This window comes from Pontibacter sp. 13R65 (assembly GCF_047525655.1).
In the GTDB taxonomy this organism is placed as follows: domain Bacteria; phylum Bacteroidota; class Bacteroidia; order Cytophagales; family Hymenobacteraceae; genus Pontibacter.
This window is the reverse complement of the sequence record NZ_JBLIQL010000001.1, coordinates 200,084-221,202: the sequence shown is the minus strand read 5'-3', so window position 1 is coordinate 221,202 and position 21,119 is coordinate 200,084. Positions and strand designations below refer to the sequence as shown.

Sequence of the window (21,119 nt, the reverse complement as noted above, 5' to 3'; positions counted from 1 at the left end):
AAAAGCAGAAAAGCTGTTACTAAAGAATACAATTATAACTGAAAGATAGAAAAAAAGATGAAGGAATTAGGGTAGTACAGAAGAAGCTAAACATAAGAGCTCTCGTTGTCTAACATCTAATGGCTAACATCTAACATCTGAAATGAAGAACTGGTGGAAAATATTGACGGTGCTGCTGCTGGTGTTCTCGGTGGTGGCAGGATTGCTTTCGGAGGTGCCAAGGCTGGCTATCCTCAACGAAACCATTCGGAACCTGTACTTTCATGTGCCCATGTGGTTTGGCATGATCCTGATCTTACTCGTGTCGGTGGTGTACTCTATTAAGTACCTCCGCGACCCGTCTATCAAAAACGACATAATAGCTTACGAATCGGCTAAGGTGGGCATTTTGTTTGGCGTATTGGGCATTGTTACCGGTATGGAGTGGGCCCGCTTTACCTGGGGCGAATATTGGAGCAACGACCCTAAACAAAACGGAGCCGCTATTGGCTTACTTATTTACTTTGCCTACCTGGTGCTGCGCAGTTCATTTGCGGAACAGCAGCAACGAGCCCGCATTAGCGCTGTGTACAACATTTTTGCCTTTGCAGCTCTTATTCCGCTGCTGTTCATCCTGCCCCGCCTCACCGACTCGCTGCATCCGGGTAACGGTGGTAACCCCGGCTTTAACGCCTATGACCTCGACAGCCGCCTGCGCCTGGTATTTTACCCGGCCGTACTGGGCTGGACACTCCTTGGCATCTGGATTGTGAACATTAAATCAAGACTTGAAATACTCAGACAACGCTTATATGAAATTGCTTAGAATACTATCGTTGTGGTTCCTGCTGTTGGGAACCTGGTTAGGTGCCGGAGCCACCGTGCAGGCTCAACCTGCACAAAGCGAAGGCACTACCATTATAGCCGAACCAGAGGTAGAAATGGCTGATGTGCTGCGCCGCGACGGAAAAATTTACGTGGTGGTAGTAGTTATACTCACCTTGCTGGGGGGCGTGCTTATCTACCTCATTTCGCTGGACCGCAAAGTCAGTAAGCTGGAGCGGCAGGTGAAAGACGAGGTAGTAAACCGGTAACCAATAAGCCTGATCTCCTCCACTCCTCACTTGGTAACAGACCTTTTAACAGAAACCAGAAAGAGGCTAACAATACAGCAATAATTAATTAAAAATGCCGCCCACCATGGATTTAAATTATAATTCCAGGTGTTAAGCAATCGGAGCAAGAGCACCAACTAACCAAAGACAGATGAAAAAGTCACATATCATCGGGATGATCGTAATCGCCATGGCAATTGGCATTATTATGTCAACAGCAGGCGACGCCAGTACCTACGTTTCTTTTGGCGAGGCCATTGAGCGTGCAAATGATGGCGATGACACTAAGGTACACGTAGTGGGTCGACTCAAGAAGGATGCTCAAGGTCATATAGTGGGCATGCAATACGATCCCACAAGAGATCCTAATTACTTCACCTTTACATTAGTAGACACCAACCGGGTAGAGCAGCGGGTAGTTTATTTCCAGCCCAAACCACAGGACTTTGAGCGTTCGGAGCAAGTGGTTATTACCGGCAATATGCAAAACCAAGTGTTCGTAGCCGATAAGATCTTATTAAAATGTCCTTCTAAGTATGTAGAGAAGGAAGTGACAGCAAGCCTTTAATTTGGTTAAGAGTTATGAGTTAAAAGTTTTGAGTTTTGGTCATGAACTTTAGATATGACCACCTCTCCTCCTCTTAGCTCTCTATTAAACAACTCTTAACTTTTAACTTTTAACTCTTAACTAATCAAAATGATAAATACGCTGATCGGGGACCTTGGCCATGCAAGTGTAATCGTTGCTTTTGTGGCAGCTATAGTAGCCTCCTATGCATATTTTATGGCTTCCGGCAAAAAAGCCGAAGCCTCAGGTGATACCAGCTGGCGCAACCTGGCCCGAGGCGCTTTTTACGTCCACGCCTTTGCTGTAGTAGCTGTTATCTTCTGCTTATTCAATATTATTTACGAGCACCGCTACGAATATTATTACGCCTGGAGCCACTCCTCTAACCACCTGCCGGTTTACTACATGATCTCCTGCTTCTGGGAGGGCCAGGAAGGATCTTTCCTGCTCTGGACATTCTGGCATGTGGCACTGGGGCTGGTACTCATGCGCTCCTCCCGCAAAAACAAAATCTGGGAAGCGCCGGTTATGGCTATCTTCTCTTTTGTGCAAATCTTCCTGACCTCCATGATTCTAGGGGTTGTGATTGGCAACTTTAAGCTTGGCTCCTCTCCTTTTATACTTATGCGCGACTTTATGACCGATGCGCCTGTGTTTAAAATGGATCCGAACTTTGTGCCAACCGATGGTACTGGCTTGAACCCCTTGCTCCAAAACTACTGGATGGTGATTCACCCGCCTACGCTGTTCCTGGGATTTGCCGCTACGCTGGTTCCATTTGCTTTTGCAATTGCAGGCCTCTGGAAAGGCAAGTTTACTGACTGGGTAAAGCACGCCCTGCCATGGTCACATTTTGCGGCCGTATCGTTAGGTATTGGTATTATGATGGGAGCTTACTGGGCCTACGAAACCCTGAACTTTGGTGGCTACTGGAACTGGGACCCTGTTGAGAACGCTGTTTATATTCCGTGGCTGGTGCTGGTAGGCGCCATTCATACTATGATCGCCTTCCGCCGCAGCAAACAAGGCTTGAGCGCATCCTTTGTTCTGGTTATTACCTCTTTCCTGCTCATTCTGTACGCAACCTTCCTGACCCGAAGCGGTATTTTAGGTAACGCCTCTGTGCACTCCTTCACTGACTTAGGTCTTTCTGGTCAGCTGTTCACTTACCTAGCTGCCTTTACTGTACTAGCTATTGCCTTGTTAGTATACCGTTGGAAACAAATTCCTTCCACTGAAAAAGAGCTTTCTACTTACAGTGCAGAGTTTTGGGTGTTTATTGGAGCAGCAGTGCTTTGTCTGGCAGGTTTTCAGGTGCTGGCTACTACGTCTATACCGGTTTACAACTCCTTCCTGGGCTTTATCGGGATCGAATCTAATGCGGCGCTACCTGCCGATCAAATTGAGCACTACACCAAGTTCCAGTTGTGGGCAGGCGTGGCTATTGCCGTGTTAACTGGTGTAGGGCAGCTGCTGTGGTGGAAAAAGGCAAACAAAAATAGCTTTAAAGATGCTATAACACTGCCGCTCATGTTCACGTTGCTGCTCTCCAGCCTCGTTATCATTCTTTCGAATAAGTTTGATGTGTTTGCCTTCAAACTCGATAACCCGGTTTACATTGTATTATTCGTAACTGCACTGTTTGCTGTACTGGCTAATGGTAGTATTATAGCAGGTTTGGCTCAGAAGAAAGTTAGCCTCTCGGGAGGAGCTGTGGCGCATATTGGTATTGCCCTCATGCTGATCGGTATCCTGTTCTCCTCCGGCTACTCTAATATTATTTCTCAGAATAGCTCCGGACTGCTTTACTCCCGTGAGTTCCCTGACGAAATTAACCGCGACAACGTGCTGCTATGGCGTAACGCTCCCACGCAAATGGGCAAATACAAAGTGAGCTACCACGGTCAGTTTATGGAAGTTAAAGGTGTTCCCGGCTATGTAAGCAAAGAGCTTCTTTTCCGCACCGACGACGAGTACGTAGCCATTGCACGCGGCAACATCAGAACGAAAGACAAGGTGTACTACAAAACAGGCGATACTCTGGAGCTACACTCACCTGAGAACACCTTTTTCGAGGTAGAATACAGCAACGAAGAAGAATCCTTTACGCTTTATCCAAGGGCTCAGGTAAACGAAAACATGGGACTGCTTGCTTCTCCTGACATCCAGCACTTTGCCGACAAAGACTTGTACACACATGTTTCGTCTATAGCACCGGAAGAAAGAGAATGGGGGCAACTGCAGGAACATGAAGTTTCGGCAGGCGACACACTTATTCTAAACGACTATGTGGCTATATTTAACGGCATAGAACGCATACCACAAGTACCTGGTGTAGAAATGGGTGCTGGCGATGTGGCTGTTCAGGCCGACATGAAAATACTTGGTGAGCGGAAAGAGTACCACGCGCACCCTGTGCTCATGATTAAAGACCAGATGATGGGCCGCGTGCCGGAAACCATCGAAGACTTGGGTCTGCGTATTACATTCATGAACATCAACACAGAAAAGAACACATTTACGATTGGTGTAAACGCCTCTCAAAAAGACTGGATCATTCTGAAGGCCATGGAGAAGCCGTTTGTTAACATTCTCTGGATAGGTACTATTGTAATGTCTATTGGTTTTGTAATGGCCATTGTGCGACGCAAGCAGGAAGGCAGCGGTGACGGTGGTAAAGCCCCAACGGCAAAACAGAAAAATAAACCAAGAGCTCAGGTAGCTTAATACTACTTGGTTTTTCGAAAGCCCTTGCTACTATGGCAAGGGCTTTTTTTGTGTCTAACAACTAAACTACCAACTCACCTAAGCCACTTTTTAGCTCTGGAAGCCTAATCTCATTAGAAGAATTGAGCCGGTGCGCCAAATGTGCCTAGTCAATTCAAAATTGTGGATGCCTCTAAACACTGCTGTTTGTAGAAAAACTCTAGGCCATATATTGCTAGGGAAAGCTCTGGAAGGCCAGATTTATTAGAATAATTTGGGTTATACAGAAGCTACCTAAACTTTTAAATAAAGCCTCGACAGAAAACTAAAGGGCAATAACCTTTGCCAAAGGTGCTAACTGAGATGTTACTGCCACAGCTGTAGTAGTTATACAATCTAAGACTGCCCTATTACCTGTAGCCATTGCTTTTGCCTCTCGCCCACAAGATCCTTTCAGGATGACAGAATGAAAAACCTTTTCAATTAATATGTAAAACAAAATTGACATTTTGACAAATAATCTGTACATTCAGTACATCATCCACTTAAACAGATTTGCTATGGCCTCTCCATTATTAACATCGCATTATTTAAAATATGCCGGGATTGCTTTAGTAGCTCTCGGCATTCCGACCATGTTGCTAGATAGTACACCTGGTGCAGAAGTTCCTCTGCTGATGGGCCTGTTTTTTGTCTTCATATCCAAAGAAAAGACAGAAGACGAGCGATCTTCCAGCCTTCGTTTCAGCTCCATGACTATTGCCTTTTTACTGGCTTTTATAGCGGCGCACCTAACCGGGTATATGTTTACAAAAGGCTTGATAAGCTGGCAGCTGGAAATGATCAGCCATTTCAGTATTTTAGTTTTTGCCCTGGCTGTCTCCATTTTTTATGTAAGAACATACCTGCTTAAAGTTTAACCCTGTTTATGAAGAATTTGATTAAGGTCGAAAGGGCAAAAATGAACCTGACACAGGCAGATCTGGCAGAAAAAGTAAACGTATCGCGGCAAACGATTAACTCCATTGAAATAGGAAAATTTGTGCCCTCCACTTTGCTTTCACTAAAGATAGCTGCCATTTTTAATAGCACAGTAAACGAAATATTCAGCTTAGAAGAAACAGATTGGGAGCACAAATTCTGAGCCTCCCGCTGCAGACACAATAGCTACTGCTCTTGCTACAGCCAAAATGTTTATTTTAGCTCCTGAAAAACAAACCTATGCAACAAAGCAGTAAAAAGATTGCCATGATTGGGGCCGGAAACGTGGCCTGGCACCTAGGGCAGGCATTAGCGGCGGCAGGTCATACGATCAGCTATGTATATAGCCGCACAGCTGCTCATAGAGAGGAACTGGCAGCTACCTTACCAACTGCTACTCCTCTGCCGCATCTCGACCTGCATAATACCTCCATAGACCTGGCTGTGTTGGCCGTGCCGGATGCCGTGCTGGCGCAGATAGCTCAGCAACTGCAATTACCCCCAAACACCCTGCTGGTGCACACTTCCGGGTCGCAGCCTCTAACAGCGCTGGGGCAGCAACTAAATCTTAGAACCGGCGTCTTTTATCCGCTTCAAACGTTCTCTAAAGCAAAACCAGTTGATTTTAAAAGCATTCCAATTTTAGTAGAAGCACCAGATAAAGAAACGCTGCAGGAACTGGAGGAACTGGCGCACAGCCTGAGCCCAACGGTACACGTGGTGTCGTCGGTTGCCCGCAAGCAACTGCACATGGCGGCTGTGTTTGCCTGCAACTTTACAAACCATCTGTTTGGCATCAGCCAAGAACTGCTCCGCCAGGCAAACCTGCCCCATACACTCCTTCAACCACTCATACACGAAACTATTGACAAGGCTGCGGCTTTTCCTCCTTTTACCGTGCAAACAGGCCCGGCTGTGCGAGGCGATCACAATGTGCTGGCCGAACACCTGGCACTCCTGCAGCAGCAGCCTTTATATAGCCAGATTTATAAGATTATAAGCCAAAGCATAGAGGCTCAGGCCAGCCAGCAACAAGAATAATAGTTGGCCAGCGCATCTACAGGACGCAAGTCACAGTATAAGATGGAGCTATGAAAAAGCCCGGTTTTGATTCCGGCCACGTGTTTCATAACTTTGCAGTCTAAAACCAAGACAAATGAAAGTTATTAATATATCGTTTAAGTTTGCTGACGGCTCTCCAGACCAAACTCACGCGGCAGTAGAAGGCGAGTCGGTGCTGGACGTGGCCCTGAACAACAATATAAAACTGCAACATAACTGTGGCGGCGTATGCGGCTGCAGCACCTGCCATGTATATGTAGAAGCTGGCATGGACGACCTGCCTGAAATTACAGATAAGGAAGAAGACTTTATAGACCGGGCTATAGATCCGCGCCTGAACTCCCGCCTGGCCTGCCAGTGTGTAGTGCAAGGCAACGAAGACCTGGTAGTAACCATTCCAGAGCAGGATTTTCTGGGGCACTAAACCGCCATTTTTTAAAAGAGTAGTTTCGGATTTTACATTAAAGATAAAAAATATATGAACAAGAGCTATGAACCACCCATGCATTGGGCCGACCACGAAGATGTAGCCATGGCCCTGTACGAAAAGTTCGGCGATGATTTTACAGAATCAAAAATTTACCGCATCCGGTTTACCGAGCTAATTGAATGGGTACTCTCGTTACCCAACTTCGAAGGCAAACGCGAAGAAGCAAACGAAGGTCACCTAGAGCAGATTCAGGCAAAATGGGTGTATGAATGGCGCGACAACAACGAATAGGTAACTCCTGGTTGTTGCTTTCTTCAGCACAGTATTTATCAGAGAAATTCTCTGTTTTTAAAGGTTCTTTCCAGTAAAGGACCTTTATTTTTTTGCGTTTTTTTAAAAAAATTTAACTTGCCCTATATAGCAGTAGTGCCACAGGCTAAGCACTAAATAGTCAATACCTTAGTATCGTAAAACCTGTATTTGTCTCACCTTATTCCAGTCTCAACACCTTAATTTTCTTCACATGTCTATTACTCAACCAGATCTTACACGCATCAATACTTTTGTGTTTGACGTAGATGGCGTACTTACCGATGGTTTGCTATATGCTTTTGCCGATGGGGAGCAGGTGCGCGCCTTTAATATTAAAGATGGTTTTGCCATTCGGCACGCCATACGCCAGGGATACGATGTAGCAATTATTTCAGGCAAAAATGAGCCTGGAGTGCGAATAAGGCTGGAGTCGCTGGATATAGAAGACATTTTTTTGGGAGTAGAAGACAAAGTAGATGTATTTGAAAACTACATGTATATGCAAGGCATTAACCCTGCCACAGTTGCCTATATGGGCGACGACATGCCAGACCTTGAAGTAATGCAGCGATGCGGCTTACGAGCCTGCCCCGCCGATGCTGCCGACGACATAAAAGCCATTGCTACTTTTATTTCTACTAGAGACGGAGGCAAAGGTGCAGTACGGGAATTGATTGAAAAGGTAATGAAGGCGCAGGATGCATGGTAGCTTTGTTATAAATTTTCTTAACGCAATGCAAATTTTTGTCTATAAGTGCTTGCATATATAGTTTTTTATTCTAATTTTACCCGCAGTTAATAATTATTAAATTTATTTTTTTTATGAAAACAGGAAAAGTTAAGTTTTTTATTGAATCAAAAGGTTTCGGCTTCATTACTGAAGACGAGACAAACGAAGATTACTTTGTGCACGTTACCGGATTAAATGGATTAGAAATTCAACAAAATGACCGTGTTGCCTTCGATACACAAGAAGGAAAGAAAGGTGTTAATGCCGTAAACATTCAAAGGTTATAGAAGAACTATACAATCCGTTTAGAGAAAAGCTCCTTTTTGAAGGGGCTTTTTTTATGAGCATTAAAATAGCTTGTGATGCAGTTGTGCCTGATTTACCTTTGTAGCGCATACACCTCTTTATCTTAAAGGCCGCCTTGAAAGAGTTTCTGAGTCTTATCCGGTTTCCGAACCTTATCCTGATCATACTGTGTCAGGCGCTGGTACAGGCATGTCTTCTCTCGCGGCAGATAAACTGGAGCCGCTTACTGGATGTAGGCTTTATGGTCCTTACCCTCTCCACGGTATTTGTGGCTGCTGCAGGCTATATTATAAACGACTACTACGATGTTAAAATAGATGCCATCAACAAACCGGAACGGCTGGTTATTGGCAAATCCATCAGGAGGCGGCCTGCCATGGGCTGGCACTTCCTGCTGTCTACGCTAGGGGTGCTGATGGGCTTCTACCTCTCACTGCCAGTAGGGCTTATAAACCTGGGGGCTGTGCTATTGCTGTGGGGTTACTCTGCCCAGCTTAAAAGAATGGTTCTTATCGGGAACATCGCTATAGCTTTATTGGGCGCCTCTATGTTACTTATAGTAGCCGTTTATGCCGATAAGCTTAACAAAATTACGATTGGGTATGCTGTGTTTGCATTTATCATTTCGCTCATCAGGGAAATAGTAAAAGACATGGAAGATGTAAAAGGCGACGCCTCTTTTGACTGCCGCACCCTACCCATAGTGGCCGGGCTTGCCAACACCAAACTGGTGCTGTACCCTATTATCGCTATTTTCATGGCTTTTATTCTGCTGGTTGTCTTTCATCCTACTACCAGCGTTTATTTTGAGGTTTACATGCTGTTGCTGGCGTTTGTGCCAGGTATCTGGTTTCTGGTGAAACTGGTACGTGCCGACCGCAAACGCGACTTCACCTACCTTAGCAACTTAGGCAAGTTTCTGATGCTCACCGGCATTCTATCAATGCTGCTCGTAAATTAATCCCCCTTGGCAATTTTTAGCGTAAACACCTCCGGAAGGTCATTTACATTAGAATAATTGGTATCCGTGCCGTAGGATAAAACAGGTCCTGTGCCAACGCAGATCACACCGCCAGTAGCTGCTTCTGACAGATCTCGCCCACACGACTATTCCTGGATGATAAAGCATGGAGAGAAGCCAACCATAAAGTCGCTTGCCCTGAATGCTTCGTAACGCAGGAAAGAATATAAAAAAAGGCCGGGGAAAGCCCCGGCCTTTTTTACTTATCGAAACACAAAACAACTTATCTAACAATAAAGCGGCTCACAGCTACTTCACTGCCTTTCATTACTCTTACAAAGTAAATACCATTGGCAAGGCGCATGGTGTTAATTTCAGCGGTACCACTGGCACGGTCGATCGTCATTACAGTCTTGCCTAGCATATCTACCACCGCTATCTGAGCATCGCGGACATTGCCAAGCTCTACTCTTACAGCACCGTTAGAAACGGTTGGGTAAGTAACGATCCGGCTATTCTCGATCTTATCTTTTGCACTGGCAACTGTCAGTACCTCTATCGTTTCTTCGGCTACAGCTAGTACCCGGCGGTTGCTTGTCATTTTAACCAGCTCCATCTTGTAGTTATATGTACCAGCCTCCGCAAACTTTATTCTGAAGTTAATTGTGGAGTTTGCCAGTGCAAAGCCAGCTTCCGGACCATACCACAGAGCACCATCTACAGGCACCAAAGGAGCATACTCGCCTGGCGTTGCTGTTTCTGCCATCAGGGTTACTGCACCAGCCTGCTCCGGATTGTCTAACGTAAATTTGATGCGAACAGGACCATCCGCCTCTCCGCCTTGTGCTATAGTTACTGCAAAATCTGTATCAACTTCTTTCGCCACATTTTCTTTATTGTTCAGCGTGCTGGAGATAGCGGCCCCTTCCGATATAATGACTGTCTCTTCTTTTGTGGCTACTACCACCCCAGTTGTTATATGCACAAGATGCACGTTATAAGTGTATGAACCGGCTTCTGCAAAAAATACCCGCATCAGCATATGAGCTTGGCTGGTGGAGGTTCCTGTAAGCGGAAAACCACCTTCAGGCTGGTAAAGGAAGTTGCCTTCCTCGTCTTTGGTAAACTCAATAAACTGGAGAGGCTCTACCGTTTCGTCAGGGGCAATATATAAACGCACTTTATCGCGTTGCGCAGGATTGGCAAATACATATTTAATATAAACCATATCGGCAGTTCTATCGCCGGCTGAGTAGTATATTCTAAACTCCCTGTTGCGGCCAGATGTGATCTCACCGGGATCATACTGGTCGAGCGAGGTATTTAAGGTAGGCGCCGAAATAGCATTTACGTCAAATATAACGTCGGTTCCTGCTAGAGGATCTCCGCCTGCAGCCGGTATAATGTCCACTCTGAAACCAAGTTTACCGGCAGCCTCGAAAGTAGCTCTAAACTGTCTGGTGGCATTTGTCAGGGCAAAACCAGCATCTGGGCCTAACGTAGCCACTCCGTCTGTAAAAGGAAGGTTCGTCCAAGTGGTGCCTTCCATGTATTGCATCTGAATTTTAGAACCCAACACTGTAGCGTTGTTACCCATCAGAGTAAAACGCAGCTTAACATTGGTATTGGCCGGAGCCGTACCTTGAGTTGTTGCCACATCGAATGTTACCTGCTGGCGCACATCAAATGTTCTTCCGTTAAGGGTTGAAGTAACGCTTTGCGCGATGGTTGCCGGTACAAAGCCTACTAAAAAGATCAGCAGCAGGACCGCTGAGAGAGAAAAGGAACGTAAATTTGTCATCATTCAATCAGAATTTAAAAATTTAACCTATAATAATTATCCTACATGTAAAAAACGATAGAAGTCCAGCAATGGAATACTTTTTCAATGCTTTGTGCCTATATATATCAAACCTCCTATACGAGGGTTTTTTGTATGTGTATGAATTAAGTGCAATCTTTTTATGTTAAAAAATTAGTTGTTTCCGCAACTTTCTCATACAGAATGAACAAAGACTTTTCAGGCCTCCGCGAATGCTCGTATATTTGCAAAGAAGGCCTCTTAAACACATGATGAAACAAGCTCAAGAACTGATCAAGACCTACGGACTTCGGAACACGAAGTGCCGGCTGGACGTCTTGGATTTATTCCTGACCAACGACCACGCCCTGGCACACGCCGACATTGAGCAGACCCTGAACGACCGCTACGACCGCGTAACCATTTACCGCACCTTGTATGCTTTTAAGGAGAAGGGACTGCTGCACAGTATAAACGATATAAGCGGAGCCATTAAATATGCGCTTTGTCAGGAGGCCTGTACGCAGCACCAGCACTTCGACAACCACATCCACTTTAGCTGCACCGCCTGCAACCAAACCTTTTGCATTAGCGAAGTACACATTCCACTTATGCAGTTGCCATCAGGTTATAAAGTAGATAAGCTGCACTTCTCTGCCGAGGGGCTCTGCAAAGCCTGTAGCCAGCAGGTGGCAAATTCGTAAGGCTATACTGTTGCTTTTTCTGGCAGACGACGTACCATGTTAGCAGCGGCTGTTTGGCCTGCATTTTTGTATGTGTAACACCTGGTCTTATGCCTTCACCCAATGCAAAAGAGGTTTTCATAAAAAAGATTACCTCCCCCGCCAAAATGCGGCTTTTCATGTTGGCCAAGCTGCCTATGGCCTACCTGGCAGAGGTACGCATTGCCACCCTCTCCCAAACGGAAGCCACCACCACCATACCGTTTAAGTACCTGAATAAAAATCCGTTTCGGTCTATCTATTTTGCCTGCCTGAGCATGGCCGCCGAACTCTCGACAGGGGTGCTCTGCCTGCTGCACATACATCAGGCCCAGCCGGCTATCTCTATGCTGCTGGTGCACATGGAGGCTAGTTTCACCAAAAAGGCAGTCGGGAAAATCACGTTTCGGTGTGAAGACGGGGAGCAGATATGCCAAACGGTAGAAAGAGCCAAAATCACTGGCGAAGGCCAGATCGTTACCGCCACCTCCACCGGCACCGACGAAGCTGGCGACCAGGTAGCCAGCTTCCGCTTTACCTGGTCCTTTAAAACAAAAAGCAGCGGGCAATAAGCAAGCTGATTCTTCTAATGAAAAAGGCCTTCCGGAGGCTTTTTGAAGATTTTAGATGCTAGACTTTAGATGTTAGATTTACCTTGAAACAGGTGCTTTACGTTTGCTCTGCTTCGCCCAGATGCTTGTAGGAGCTGCGTACGCGGCGGGGCCTTACTACTCTTACACGAACAAACCATCTAACAATTTGCCCATTAAGCCATTTAACAATCAACAGCTAACAACCTGAAATCGAATTCTGCTAATAAAATGGCCCTTCCGGAGGCTTTTGCGGCTCCTGTTGCAGTATGGCCTTTGCCAAATCTTAAAATCTCCCAATCCACAGATGAAGAATGTTAAAAGATAAACACTATCTTTGCGCCAAAATTCATGACTTGTAATCTTGGCACAACCAGATAAAAAGAATATAATTATTTTCGCTTCGGGTTCGGGTAGCAATGCACAGCGCCTGATGGAGTACTTCGAGCACCACAGCAGCATACGTGTGGCCGCACTTTTCTCTAACAAAGCGAATGCGTATGCCCTAACAAGAGCCGAGACATTTAATGTCCCGGCTCTTTTCTTTTCCAGAGAAGACTTTTTTAACTCCGATAAAGTACTGCAGCAACTTCAGGAGTTTAAACCCGACCTGATTGTGCTGGCCGGGTTCCTGTGGCTGGTGCCGCAGCACATTGTACAGGCCTTCCCGAATAAAATCATAAATATACACCCGGCCCTGCTGCCCAATTATGGCGGCAAAGGCATGCATGGTATACATGTGCACACGGCAGTAGTGCAGGCAAAGGAGCCCGAGTCGGGTATTTCCATCCACTTCGTGAACGAGGAGTATGATAAAGGAGACCTCGTAAGCCAGTTCCGATGCCCGGTGCTGCCCCACGACACCCCCGAAGAGCTGGCAGCCCGCGTGCTGCAGCTGGAGCATGAACACCTGCCAAAGGTGGTGGAGGAGCTTTTGCTCAAGCAGTAATACCGGCTGCTGCCTCCTTCCCTAACCTGGCAAAACCAAAAGAAGAAAAAATAACGCATTTAACAATATGGATACTACCAAAATTAAGTCCGCGCTTATATCAGTTTATTACAAAGATCGTCTGGAGCCGCTTGTAGAGCTACTAAAGGCAAACGGTGTTACGATCTACTCCACTGGTGGCACACAAACTTTTCTGGAAGAACAAGGTGCTACTGTAGTTGCCGTAGAAGACCTAACTGCTTATCCTTCTATTTTCGGAGGTCGTGTAAAAACCCTGCACCCTAAAGTGTTCGGAGGCATTCTGCACCGCCGCGACAACGACTCCGATCTTTCTGAGCGGGAGAAATTTGAGATACCGCCCATCGATTTGGTGGTAGTAGACCTGTACCCCTTCGAAGAAACCGTAGCATCGGGCGCAGCTGAGGCCGACGTAATCGAGAAAATTGACATTGGTGGCATTTCCCTGATTCGCGCTGCTGCCAAAAACTTTAAAGATGTGCTTATTGTGTCGTCGCGCGACCAGTACGACGAGGTGGTTGAGCTGCTGCAGGCAAAAGATGGCGCCACTACCCTCGAAGACCGCAAGCGTTTTGCCGCCAAAGCCTTCGATATTTCTTCGCACTACGATACCCATATTTTTAACTACCTGAACCAGGGTGGGCAGGAGCAGGTGTTTAAGCAAAGCGTACGCCAGGCCACACCGCTGCGTTACGGCGAGAACCCGCACCAGCAAGGCACTTTCTTTGGCAAGCTAGAAGACCTGTTTGAGCAGCTGAACGGAAAGCAGCTTTCTTACAACAACCTGGTAGACGTAGATGCGGCTGTAGCCCTTGGTGCTGAGTTCGAAGAACCTGCCGTGGCCATACTTAAGCATACCAATGCCTGCGGTTGCGCCACCGCCGACACCATTAAAGAGGCTTATTTGCTGGCGCTGTCTTCTGACCCTGTGTCTGCCTTTGGCGGGGTGCTCATCACCAACAGAACCGTAGACCTCGGCACCGCCGAAGAAATGAACAAGCTGTTTTTTGAAGTACTTATTGCGCCAGACTTTGAGGCAGACGCCCTGGAACTGCTCCGCTCCAAGAAAAACCGCATCCTGCTGAAGCAAAAGCCGGTAGAGCTCTCTACAAAGCAATTTAAAACGCTCCTGAACGGTGTTATTGAGCAGGACAAAGATCTGAAAACAGAAACCGAGGCCAACTTTACCACTGTTACCAAACGCGAACCAACAGCCGAAGAGAAAAAAGCCCTTGTGTTTGCTGCTAAAGTGTGCAAGCATACCAAGTCTAACACCATTGTGCTGGCTACTGATAAAATGATGTTTAGCAGCGGCGTAGGCCAGACCTCGCGCGTAGATGCTCTGCGCCAGGCCATTGAGAAAGCAAAAAGCTTTAACTTCGATGTAAGCAAAACTGTTATGGCTTCTGATGCCTTCTTCCCCTTCCCGGATTGCGTAGAGATCGCCGACCAGGCAGGCATAAAAGCAGTAGTACAGCCAGGCGGTTCTATTAAAGATAAAGATTCAATAGCCTATTGCGATGAGCACAACATGGCCATGGTCATGACGGGTGTTCGCCATTTCAAACACTAATTTCAAGAATCAAAATACTATTCTGTCGCCCCTCCTGGCCCTGCTGCCGGGAGGGGCGATTCTTTTATGGCACCCACCAAAGCGGCTGTTTCGCTTTCTTTCATGGCATCTGTTCCTGCATATTTAGAGCAGATTGTAATACTGCCACAAAAGAGGTTTCTGAACTAGTATCCAGGCTAACCAGGCTCTTATAAGGTAAAGTATGCGCTGCATACCTGATCAATTTCAAAAACTGCAGCACAACAAGCTCCTTTACCAGCAGTTTCACTCACTGTGGCCAGTTTAGTGTCTTGTAGTACCACCTATAACTCTCTAAATAGCAACACACGTTTTTATTTCCCCAAATTCATATCCTTGCCTCTCCAAACCCAAACCAGCAAATTCTGCTAATGAAAAACCTCTTCCAGAGGGCTTTGTAGTCAGGAAGGACCCAGGCCTTCAGCAGAGCGCTCGTTTTATGATTGATCAGAAATAGAATTTTTCAGAGAAGGTCCCCCCTTCTGAACAAAAAGCGGCGGCAATGACAGCTATCCCTTAGCAGAAATAATTAATAAATAAGCGCCAGAAGCAATGTTGGTTATTAATTCCGCTTAATTTCACTAATTTTGCCGCAAGTTTTTGTTTACGAACATCGTATCTTTTAAATATAACAGAGGTATCTGCATGCCTGCACTTCTTTAAGATGGGACTTTTTAATTTTCTGACTAGTGATATAGCCATAGATTTGGGTACGGCCAATACCTTAATCATCCATAACGATAAAATTGTAGTTGACGAACCATCTATCATCGCGGTAGACCGCACCAGTGGCAAAGTAATTGCCATCGGCCGGAACGCGATGCAGATGCACGAAAAAACACACGAGAACATCCGCACCATCCGCCCCCTAAAAGACGGTGTAATAGCCGATTTCCACGCGGCAGAAGAAATGATCCGGGGCATGATTAAGATGATCGATACGGGTCGTCGGCTGTTTCAGCCCTCGCACCGCATGGTTATCTGCATTCCGTCGGGCATTACAGAAGTTGAGAAACGGGCCGTTCGTGACTCTGCTCAGCACGCCGGCGCCAAAGAGGTGTGGATGATACAGGAGCCAATGGCAGCCGCCATTGGTATCGGCATAGACGTGGAGCAGCCCATCGGCTCCATGATCGTAGATATTGGTGGTGGCACCACCGAGATTGCCGTTATTGCCCTTTCCGGTATTGTGTGCGATCAGTCTATCAGAGTGGCAGGCGATGTGTTTACAAAAGACATTCTGGATTACATGCGCCGCCAGCACAACCTGCTGATAGGAGAGCGCTCGGCCGAGAAAATTAAAATAGAAGTAGGCGCTGCTCTTACTGAAATAGAAAACCCTCCGGCCGACTACGAAATCCGTGGCCGCGATCTGATGACTGGTATTCCAAAGGTTATAAAGGTAACTTATCAGGAAATCGCCATCGCCCTCGATAAGTCTGTTTCCAAGATCGAAGAAGCAGTGCTGAAGGCGCTGGAAATTGCTCCGCCCGAGTTATCTGCCGACATCTACGACAACGGCATTCACCTGACAGGTGGTGGTGCCCTGCTGCGGGGACTTGACAAGCGCCTGGCTGCTAAAACCAAACTACCCATTCATATTGCCGAAGACCCACTCAGAGCAGTAGTAAGAGGCACAGGAGCTGCCATAAAAGACATCGAAGGCTTTAAAAACGTACTGCTGACGTAACAGGCGCTCATGCGGAATCTCTTTGCTTTTATATATCGGTTCCGTGCGTTCCTGGTGTTCGTGTTGCTGGAGATACTTTGCGTGTACATGGTTGTGCGCTACAACACTTACCAGGGTGCCGCATTCTTTAACTCCGCCAGCACCTATGTAGGTCGGGTGCTGGAGGTGCAAAGCAGCGTGACCGACTATTTCAGGCTAGCCTCTGTAAACAGCATGCTTGCCAGCGAAAATGCCAATCTTCGCGAGGAGCTCATGCGACAAAGGATGGCAGAACAAGGCGATAGCACGGCAGAGCTTTCAGGCATGCTTTATACCGCCTCCGACACCACCATGTCTAATCCGTTTGTTCTGCATGCGAGCCGGGTTATTAACAACTCCATCAGGCGTACCAATAACTATCTTACGCTGTCTGTCGGCAGTGCCGATGGCATTAAGCCCGGCATGGGCGTTATAGCTTCTAACGGTGCTGTAGGCCGCATTAAAACAGTTTCGGAGCATTTTGCTACCGTAACCTCTCTGCTGCACTCCCAGATGCTGATTTCGGCTAAAATAAAGAAAGACAACACCATGGGTACCATTAAATGGACTGGTGGCGACTACCGCACAGCTATCCTGGACTATATTCCGCTTCACATTAAACCTGCCATAGGCGACACCATTGTTACCAGCGGTTTTGCAACAGTGTTTCCGGAAGGTATTATGATTGGTACCATCAGCAATGTGGAGCAGGAGCCGGACAGGAGCTTTTATACCATTAAGGTGCAGCTATCGGTGGATTTTGCGCAGCTGTCTTATGTATATGTAGTAGAAAGTCCGCAACGTGAGGAGCGGGAAACTTTAGAAAATAACGCAGGAATACCTCCCCATGACGAGTAAGTTCGGAGCAATACATATTGTGCAGTTTGTACTGTTTGTAGCCATGCAGGTGCTGCTCATGGACAGCCTGGTGTTATATGCCACCGCTTTCTGTTTTATTTATGTGGCTTTCCTGCTGTTTCTCCCCATCTACACCAACCGCACCTGGATTCTGCTGCTTGGATTTATAGCGGGCTTTTCGGTAGATATTTTTTATGACACCATGGGCATACATGCCGGTGCCAGTGTGCTGCTCGCTTTTTTAAGGGCACCAGTTTTGAACCTTCTCACGCCACGGGATGGTTATGACACCAACGACACAGTAAACATACACCTGATGGGGTGGCGATGGTTTCTGGCTTATGCCTTTATCCTGATCCTGGTCCATCATACCTTTGTGTTCTTCCTGGAGGTGTTTACGTTACAGGAGGCATGGTTTACGGTCATAAAAATTTTAACCAGCTCACTTTACACCACAGTGGGCATGTTAATTATTCAACTTCTTTTCTTCTCGGTAAAGAGAGCGAATAGATGAATTATTTGGAAAACAGAAAGTACGTCATACAAACTATCTTCCTGGTAGTAGGCATCGTCTACGCCATCAGGTTGTTTTACATACAGGTGGTGGACAGCAGCTACAAACAGGCAGCTGAGACCAATGCCATCAAAACCATAATCCAATACCCGTTCCGTGGGCTGATCTACGACCGGAACGGGCAGTTGCTGGTGCAGAACACACCCGTGTACGACCTGATGGTGGTGCCCAAGGAGGCAAAGCAAATAGATACGCTACGCCTCTGCCAGCTGCTCGACATAACGCTCGAAGATGCACGCGAACGCATGAAAAAGGCCAGGGCTTATTCCTGGGGAAAACCATCAATCTTCTTCCAGAAACTCGGCACCGAAGACTTTGCACAGATACAGGACAACCTGATCGATTTCCCCGGCTTTTATATTAATGCCCGTACCATGCGCGGCTATCCGCACCAGAGCCTTTCGCATGCGCTCGGCTACATTGCCGAAATAAGTCCGAACCAGTTGGCCGACACCTCCTACAGAGGCTATCGCCCCGGCGACTACATTGGCAAGAGCGGCATTGAGCTGGAGTACGAGAAGTTTCTGATGGGCAAGCGCGGCGTTAAATATAAAATGGTGAACGTGCGCGGCATCGAGAAAGGCTCTTTTAAAGATGGCGCCTACGATACGTTGGCACTTGCAGGACAAAACCTGGTAAGTACCATCGACCTGGATCTGCAGGCTTATGGGGAGTATCTGATGAACGGTGCTAAAGGAAGTATAGTAGCCATAGAACCGGCCACTGGCGAAATCCTGGCTTATATATCTGCACCCTTTTACGACCCGAACCTGCTTACCGGCAAGGAATACGGCAAAAATTACATGGCCCTATTGAGCGACAAGGACAAAACTATGTTCAACCGCCCGATTATGGCTGACCGCAATCCTCCTGGCTCTATTTTTAAACTGACTCAGGCACTCATTGCCCTCGAAGCAGGCGTAATAAACCCTAACACGCAGTACGCTTGTATAAAATCGCTGGTGAATTGCCACAACCACCCCTCACCGCTCAATTTGTATGGGGCAATTCAGCACTCTTGCAACCCTTACTTTTACCAGGCCTACCGGGCGCTAATAAACCAGGGCAAGTCTAAAAACACGTTCCGCGATACATCTATTGGCCTGGCAGATTGGCGGGAGCAGGTATTGAGCTTCGGTTTTGGCAAAAAGCTGGGCATCGATTTACCAAACGAAAAAACTGGCATTGTAGCCTCCCCTGCCCTTTACGACCGGGTCTATGGCCAAAACCGTTGGAAGTTCTCTACTATTTACTCTTTGAGCATCGGCCAGGGAGAACTGGGGGTAACGCCACTGCAAATGGCTAACTTTATGGCAACTATTGCCAACAAAGGCTATTACATAGATCCGCATATTATCAGGGCTGTGGGCGAAGACGGAGAGCCCTTGCCTGAATATCAGAAAAAACACTACACCACCGTTGATGCCAAACACTTTGAACCCATTATAGAAGGCATGACAGCAGTAGTGCAGGCGGGTACAGCCCGTAGGGCCAACCTGCAGAAGGTAGGCATAACGGTTTGCGGAAAAACAGGTACGGCACAAAACCCGCAGGGGGCCGACCATGCCGTATTTGTGGCATTTGCACCTAAAGAAAAACCTAAAATTGCCATAGCCGTGTATGTGGAGCACGGAAAGTGGGGAGGCCAGTCTGCCGCTCCAATAGCAGGCTTAATGATTGAAAAGTACCTGACTGACACCGTCACCATTAAGGAACAGGAGAAATGGGTGTTGAGCCGGGAATACATGAACATCAAATCGAACTAGGCAATGGGTGTGGAGCCAAGAGTTTCTTCTAAATACAAAGTAGTAACGCCCAGCAGCAAGCGCACCACGCGCAGGATCACCAGCAACCTTGACTGGATTACAATACTGCTATACCTGCTGCTCGTGGGCCTGGGCTGGATGAACATCTACGCCGCTGTGTACAGCCCTGATAATATTGTGAACATTTTCAGTTTTGATATTAACTCGGGCAAGCAGCTGCTTTGGATGGGAACATCAGTGCTGCTTATTATTATGATGTTGGTCGTAGATTATAAGATATACGAGCACCTCGCTTATCCTATTTATGGCTTTGTCATTCTGCTGCTGCTCTTTACACTGGCCGTAGCCAACCCCATTGCCGGATCAAGGTCGTGGCTCGACCTGGGCGGTGGCGTGCGCCTGCAGCCGGCAGAGCTTGCCAAATTTGCCACTGCGCTGGCCGCTTCTAAGTTTCTGAGCGGAGCTAACCTGCGGCAACAGCAGTTTAAAGATCACATGATTCTGGCTGCTATCACCCTGGTACCTCCTGCCATTATAGTACTTCAGAACGAGACAGGCTCTGCGCTCGTGTTTGCTGCCTTTGTGCTGGCTTATTTCCGTGAGGGTATGTCGCCTCTGATTCTGATAATTGGAGGGGCCGCGGCGTTTATCTTTATCATGACGCTGCTGGTGCCAAAGCTGTACCTGATAATTGGCATTACAGCTCTCATGGCATTAGCTACCTGGCTGGATTACCGCCTGCTGAAGCGCTTTAAAACCATGCTCGCCCTGCTGCTCCTGATCGTGGGTATGGTGTTTAGTGTAGATTATTTTGTGAATGATATTCTGCAGCCTCACCAACAGAACCGTATTAAAGCCCTTATAAACCCTGAAGCCGATCCGCTTGGCTTTGGCTGGAACGTAACGCAGTCTAAAATTGCTATTGGCTCCGGTGGGTTCTGGGGCAAAGGCTTTTTGGAGGGAACCCAAACAAAATTCGACTTTGTGCCAGAGCAGAGCACTGACTTTATTTTCTGTACCATCGGCGAGGAGCATGGCTGGGTTGGTAGCACCGTCTTAATTGCGCTGTTCATGCTGCTGCTCATCCGGATTGTAACGATAGCCGAACGCCAAAAATCCATCTTTGGTCGCACCTATGGCTACTGTGTAGCCTCCATTATCTTTTTCCACTTTTTAGTGAACGTGGGCATGACCATTGGCCTGGCTCCGGTAGTAGGTATTCCGTTGCCTTTCTTCAGCTACGGCGGCTCCTCCTTGTGGTCCTTCACCATCCTGCTCTTCATTTTAATAGCCATAGACGCCAACAAAACCCAGGAACTGGTCCGATAGCCTAACTGCCTTAAAAGCTCCGAAAGGCCATTTTCATTAGAATAATTTGAATTGTGCAGGAAC

Annotated in this window: 23 protein-coding genes; 22 read left to right on the top strand and 1 reads right to left on the bottom strand. The window is 47.0% G+C overall.

The window, feature by feature from the left end:
• Nucleotides 1-142 precede the first annotated feature (142 nt).
• The 13 genes from ccsA (ACMA1I_RS00975) to ACMA1I_RS00915 all read left to right on the top strand — a co-directional run bounded on the left by ccsA (ACMA1I_RS00975) (nucleotide 143) and on the right by ACMA1I_RS00915 (nucleotide 9,363).
• Nucleotides 143-805 carry a cytochrome c biogenesis protein CcsA gene (gene ccsA, locus ACMA1I_RS00975; protein WP_337066359.1) on the top strand — a complete coding sequence of 221 codons (663 nt, stop codon included), beginning with the start codon at nucleotides 143-145 and terminating at the stop codon, nucleotides 803-805.
• Nucleotides 792-1,073 carry a CcmD family protein gene (locus ACMA1I_RS00970; RefSeq protein WP_337066358.1) on the top strand — a complete coding sequence of 94 codons (282 nt, stop codon included), beginning with the start codon at nucleotides 792-794 and terminating at the stop codon, nucleotides 1,071-1,073. Before ccsA (ACMA1I_RS00975) ends, ACMA1I_RS00970 begins: the two co-directional genes overlap by 14 nt.
• 172 nt (nucleotides 1,074-1,245) lie before the next feature.
• Complete coding sequence (locus ACMA1I_RS00965) at nucleotides 1,246-1,662, top strand: cytochrome c maturation protein CcmE (protein ID WP_337066357.1); 417 nt, start codon at nucleotides 1,246-1,248, stop codon at nucleotides 1,660-1,662.
• A 129-nt stretch (nucleotides 1,663-1,791) separates the two neighbouring features.
• Nucleotides 1,792-4,389, top strand: coding sequence for a cytochrome c biogenesis protein CcsA (ccsA, locus tag ACMA1I_RS00960; RefSeq protein ID WP_337066356.1), 2,598 nt, complete (start codon nucleotides 1,792-1,794; stop codon nucleotides 4,387-4,389).
• A gap of 539 nt (nucleotides 4,390-4,928) precedes the next feature.
• Entirely contained in the window at nucleotides 4,929-5,288 is a 360-nt protein-coding gene (locus ACMA1I_RS00955) for a hypothetical protein (protein WP_337066355.1), read from the top strand.
• An 8-nt stretch (nucleotides 5,289-5,296) separates the two neighbouring features.
• Nucleotides 5,297-5,512 (top strand): helix-turn-helix transcriptional regulator, encoded by a 216-nt coding sequence (locus tag ACMA1I_RS00950; protein WP_337066354.1) that lies wholly within the window; start codon nucleotides 5,297-5,299, stop codon nucleotides 5,510-5,512.
• A 77-nt stretch (nucleotides 5,513-5,589) separates the two neighbouring features.
• On the top strand, nucleotides 5,590-6,390 hold the full coding sequence (locus ACMA1I_RS00945) for a Rossmann-like and DUF2520 domain-containing protein (protein ID WP_337066353.1): 801 nt from the start codon (nucleotides 5,590-5,592) through the stop codon (nucleotides 6,388-6,390).
• A 115-nt stretch (nucleotides 6,391-6,505) separates the two neighbouring features.
• Entirely contained in the window at nucleotides 6,506-6,835 is a 330-nt protein-coding gene (locus ACMA1I_RS00940; RefSeq protein WP_337066352.1) for a 2Fe-2S iron-sulfur cluster-binding protein, read from the top strand.
• Nucleotides 6,836-6,889: 54 nt separating this feature from the next.
• Nucleotides 6,890-7,132 carry a Fe-S cluster assembly protein IscX gene (gene iscX, locus ACMA1I_RS00935; RefSeq protein ID WP_337066351.1) on the top strand — a complete coding sequence of 81 codons (243 nt, stop codon included), beginning with the start codon at nucleotides 6,890-6,892 and terminating at the stop codon, nucleotides 7,130-7,132.
• Nucleotides 7,133-7,364: 232 nt separating this feature from the next.
• Nucleotides 7,365-7,862 (top strand): HAD-IIIA family hydrolase, encoded by a 498-nt coding sequence (locus tag ACMA1I_RS00930; RefSeq protein ID WP_337066350.1) that lies wholly within the window; start codon nucleotides 7,365-7,367, stop codon nucleotides 7,860-7,862.
• A gap of 113 nt (nucleotides 7,863-7,975) precedes the next feature.
• Nucleotides 7,976-8,170 carry a cold shock domain-containing protein gene (locus ACMA1I_RS00925; protein ID WP_337066349.1) on the top strand — a complete coding sequence of 65 codons (195 nt, stop codon included), beginning with the start codon at nucleotides 7,976-7,978 and terminating at the stop codon, nucleotides 8,168-8,170.
• A gap of 134 nt (nucleotides 8,171-8,304) precedes the next feature.
• Entirely contained in the window at nucleotides 8,305-9,150 is an 846-nt protein-coding gene (locus tag ACMA1I_RS00920; protein ID WP_337066348.1) for a geranylgeranylglycerol-phosphate geranylgeranyltransferase, read from the top strand.
• 90 nt (nucleotides 9,151-9,240) lie between these two features.
• Complete coding sequence (locus ACMA1I_RS00915) at nucleotides 9,241-9,363, top strand: hypothetical protein (protein ID WP_337066347.1); 123 nt, start codon at nucleotides 9,241-9,243, stop codon at nucleotides 9,361-9,363.
• A gap of 70 nt (nucleotides 9,364-9,433) precedes the next feature.
• Here ACMA1I_RS00915 and ACMA1I_RS00910 read toward each other — a convergent pair whose 3' ends face one another.
• Nucleotides 9,434-10,954 (bottom strand): T9SS type A sorting domain-containing protein, encoded by a 1,521-nt coding sequence (locus ACMA1I_RS00910; RefSeq protein WP_337066346.1) that lies wholly within the window; start codon nucleotides 10,952-10,954, stop codon nucleotides 9,434-9,436.
• Nucleotides 10,955-11,220: 266 nt separating this feature from the next.
• Here ACMA1I_RS00910 and ACMA1I_RS00905 point away from each other — a divergent pair, with 266 nt between their 5' ends.
• The 9 genes from ACMA1I_RS00905 (at nucleotide 11,221) to rodA (ending at nucleotide 21,056) form a co-directional block, all read left to right on the top strand.
• The gene (locus tag ACMA1I_RS00905; protein WP_337066345.1) at nucleotides 11,221-11,655 is read left to right on the top strand and encodes a Fur family transcriptional regulator; all 435 of its coding nucleotides are present in this window, start codon (nucleotides 11,221-11,223) and stop codon (nucleotides 11,653-11,655) included.
• Nucleotides 11,656-11,744: 89 nt separating this feature from the next.
• On the top strand, nucleotides 11,745-12,245 hold the full coding sequence (locus ACMA1I_RS00900) for a PaaI family thioesterase (RefSeq protein ID WP_337066344.1): 501 nt from the start codon (nucleotides 11,745-11,747) through the stop codon (nucleotides 12,243-12,245).
• Nucleotides 12,246-12,627: 382 nt separating this feature from the next.
• Nucleotides 12,628-13,212 (top strand): phosphoribosylglycinamide formyltransferase, encoded by a 585-nt coding sequence (gene purN / locus ACMA1I_RS00895; RefSeq protein ID WP_337066343.1) that lies wholly within the window; start codon nucleotides 12,628-12,630, stop codon nucleotides 13,210-13,212.
• A gap of 67 nt (nucleotides 13,213-13,279) precedes the next feature.
• On the top strand, nucleotides 13,280-14,803 hold the full coding sequence (purH, locus tag ACMA1I_RS00890) for a bifunctional phosphoribosylaminoimidazolecarboxamide formyltransferase/IMP cyclohydrolase (RefSeq protein WP_337066342.1): 1,524 nt from the start codon (nucleotides 13,280-13,282) through the stop codon (nucleotides 14,801-14,803).
• Nucleotides 14,804-15,485: 682 nt separating this feature from the next.
• Entirely contained in the window at nucleotides 15,486-16,511 is a 1,026-nt protein-coding gene (locus ACMA1I_RS00885; protein WP_147922292.1) for a rod shape-determining protein, read from the top strand.
• Nucleotides 16,512-16,520: 9 nt separating this feature from the next.
• A complete protein-coding gene (gene mreC, locus ACMA1I_RS00880; protein WP_337066341.1) occupies nucleotides 16,521-17,387 on the top strand; it encodes a rod shape-determining protein MreC in 867 nt (288 codons plus the stop codon).
• Nucleotides 17,377-17,901 carry a hypothetical protein gene (locus ACMA1I_RS00875; RefSeq protein WP_337066340.1) on the top strand — a complete coding sequence of 175 codons (525 nt, stop codon included), beginning with the start codon at nucleotides 17,377-17,379 and terminating at the stop codon, nucleotides 17,899-17,901. Before mreC ends, ACMA1I_RS00875 begins: the two co-directional genes overlap by 11 nt.
• On the top strand, nucleotides 17,898-19,727 hold the full coding sequence (gene mrdA, locus ACMA1I_RS00870) for a penicillin-binding protein 2 (RefSeq protein WP_337066339.1): 1,830 nt from the start codon (nucleotides 17,898-17,900) through the stop codon (nucleotides 19,725-19,727). Before ACMA1I_RS00875 ends, mrdA begins: the two co-directional genes overlap by 4 nt.
• Nucleotides 19,728-19,730: 3 nt before the next feature.
• Nucleotides 19,731-21,056, top strand: coding sequence for a rod shape-determining protein RodA (gene rodA / locus ACMA1I_RS00865; protein ID WP_337066338.1), 1,326 nt, complete (start codon nucleotides 19,731-19,733; stop codon nucleotides 21,054-21,056).
• Nucleotides 21,057-21,119: the final 63 nt, after the last annotated feature.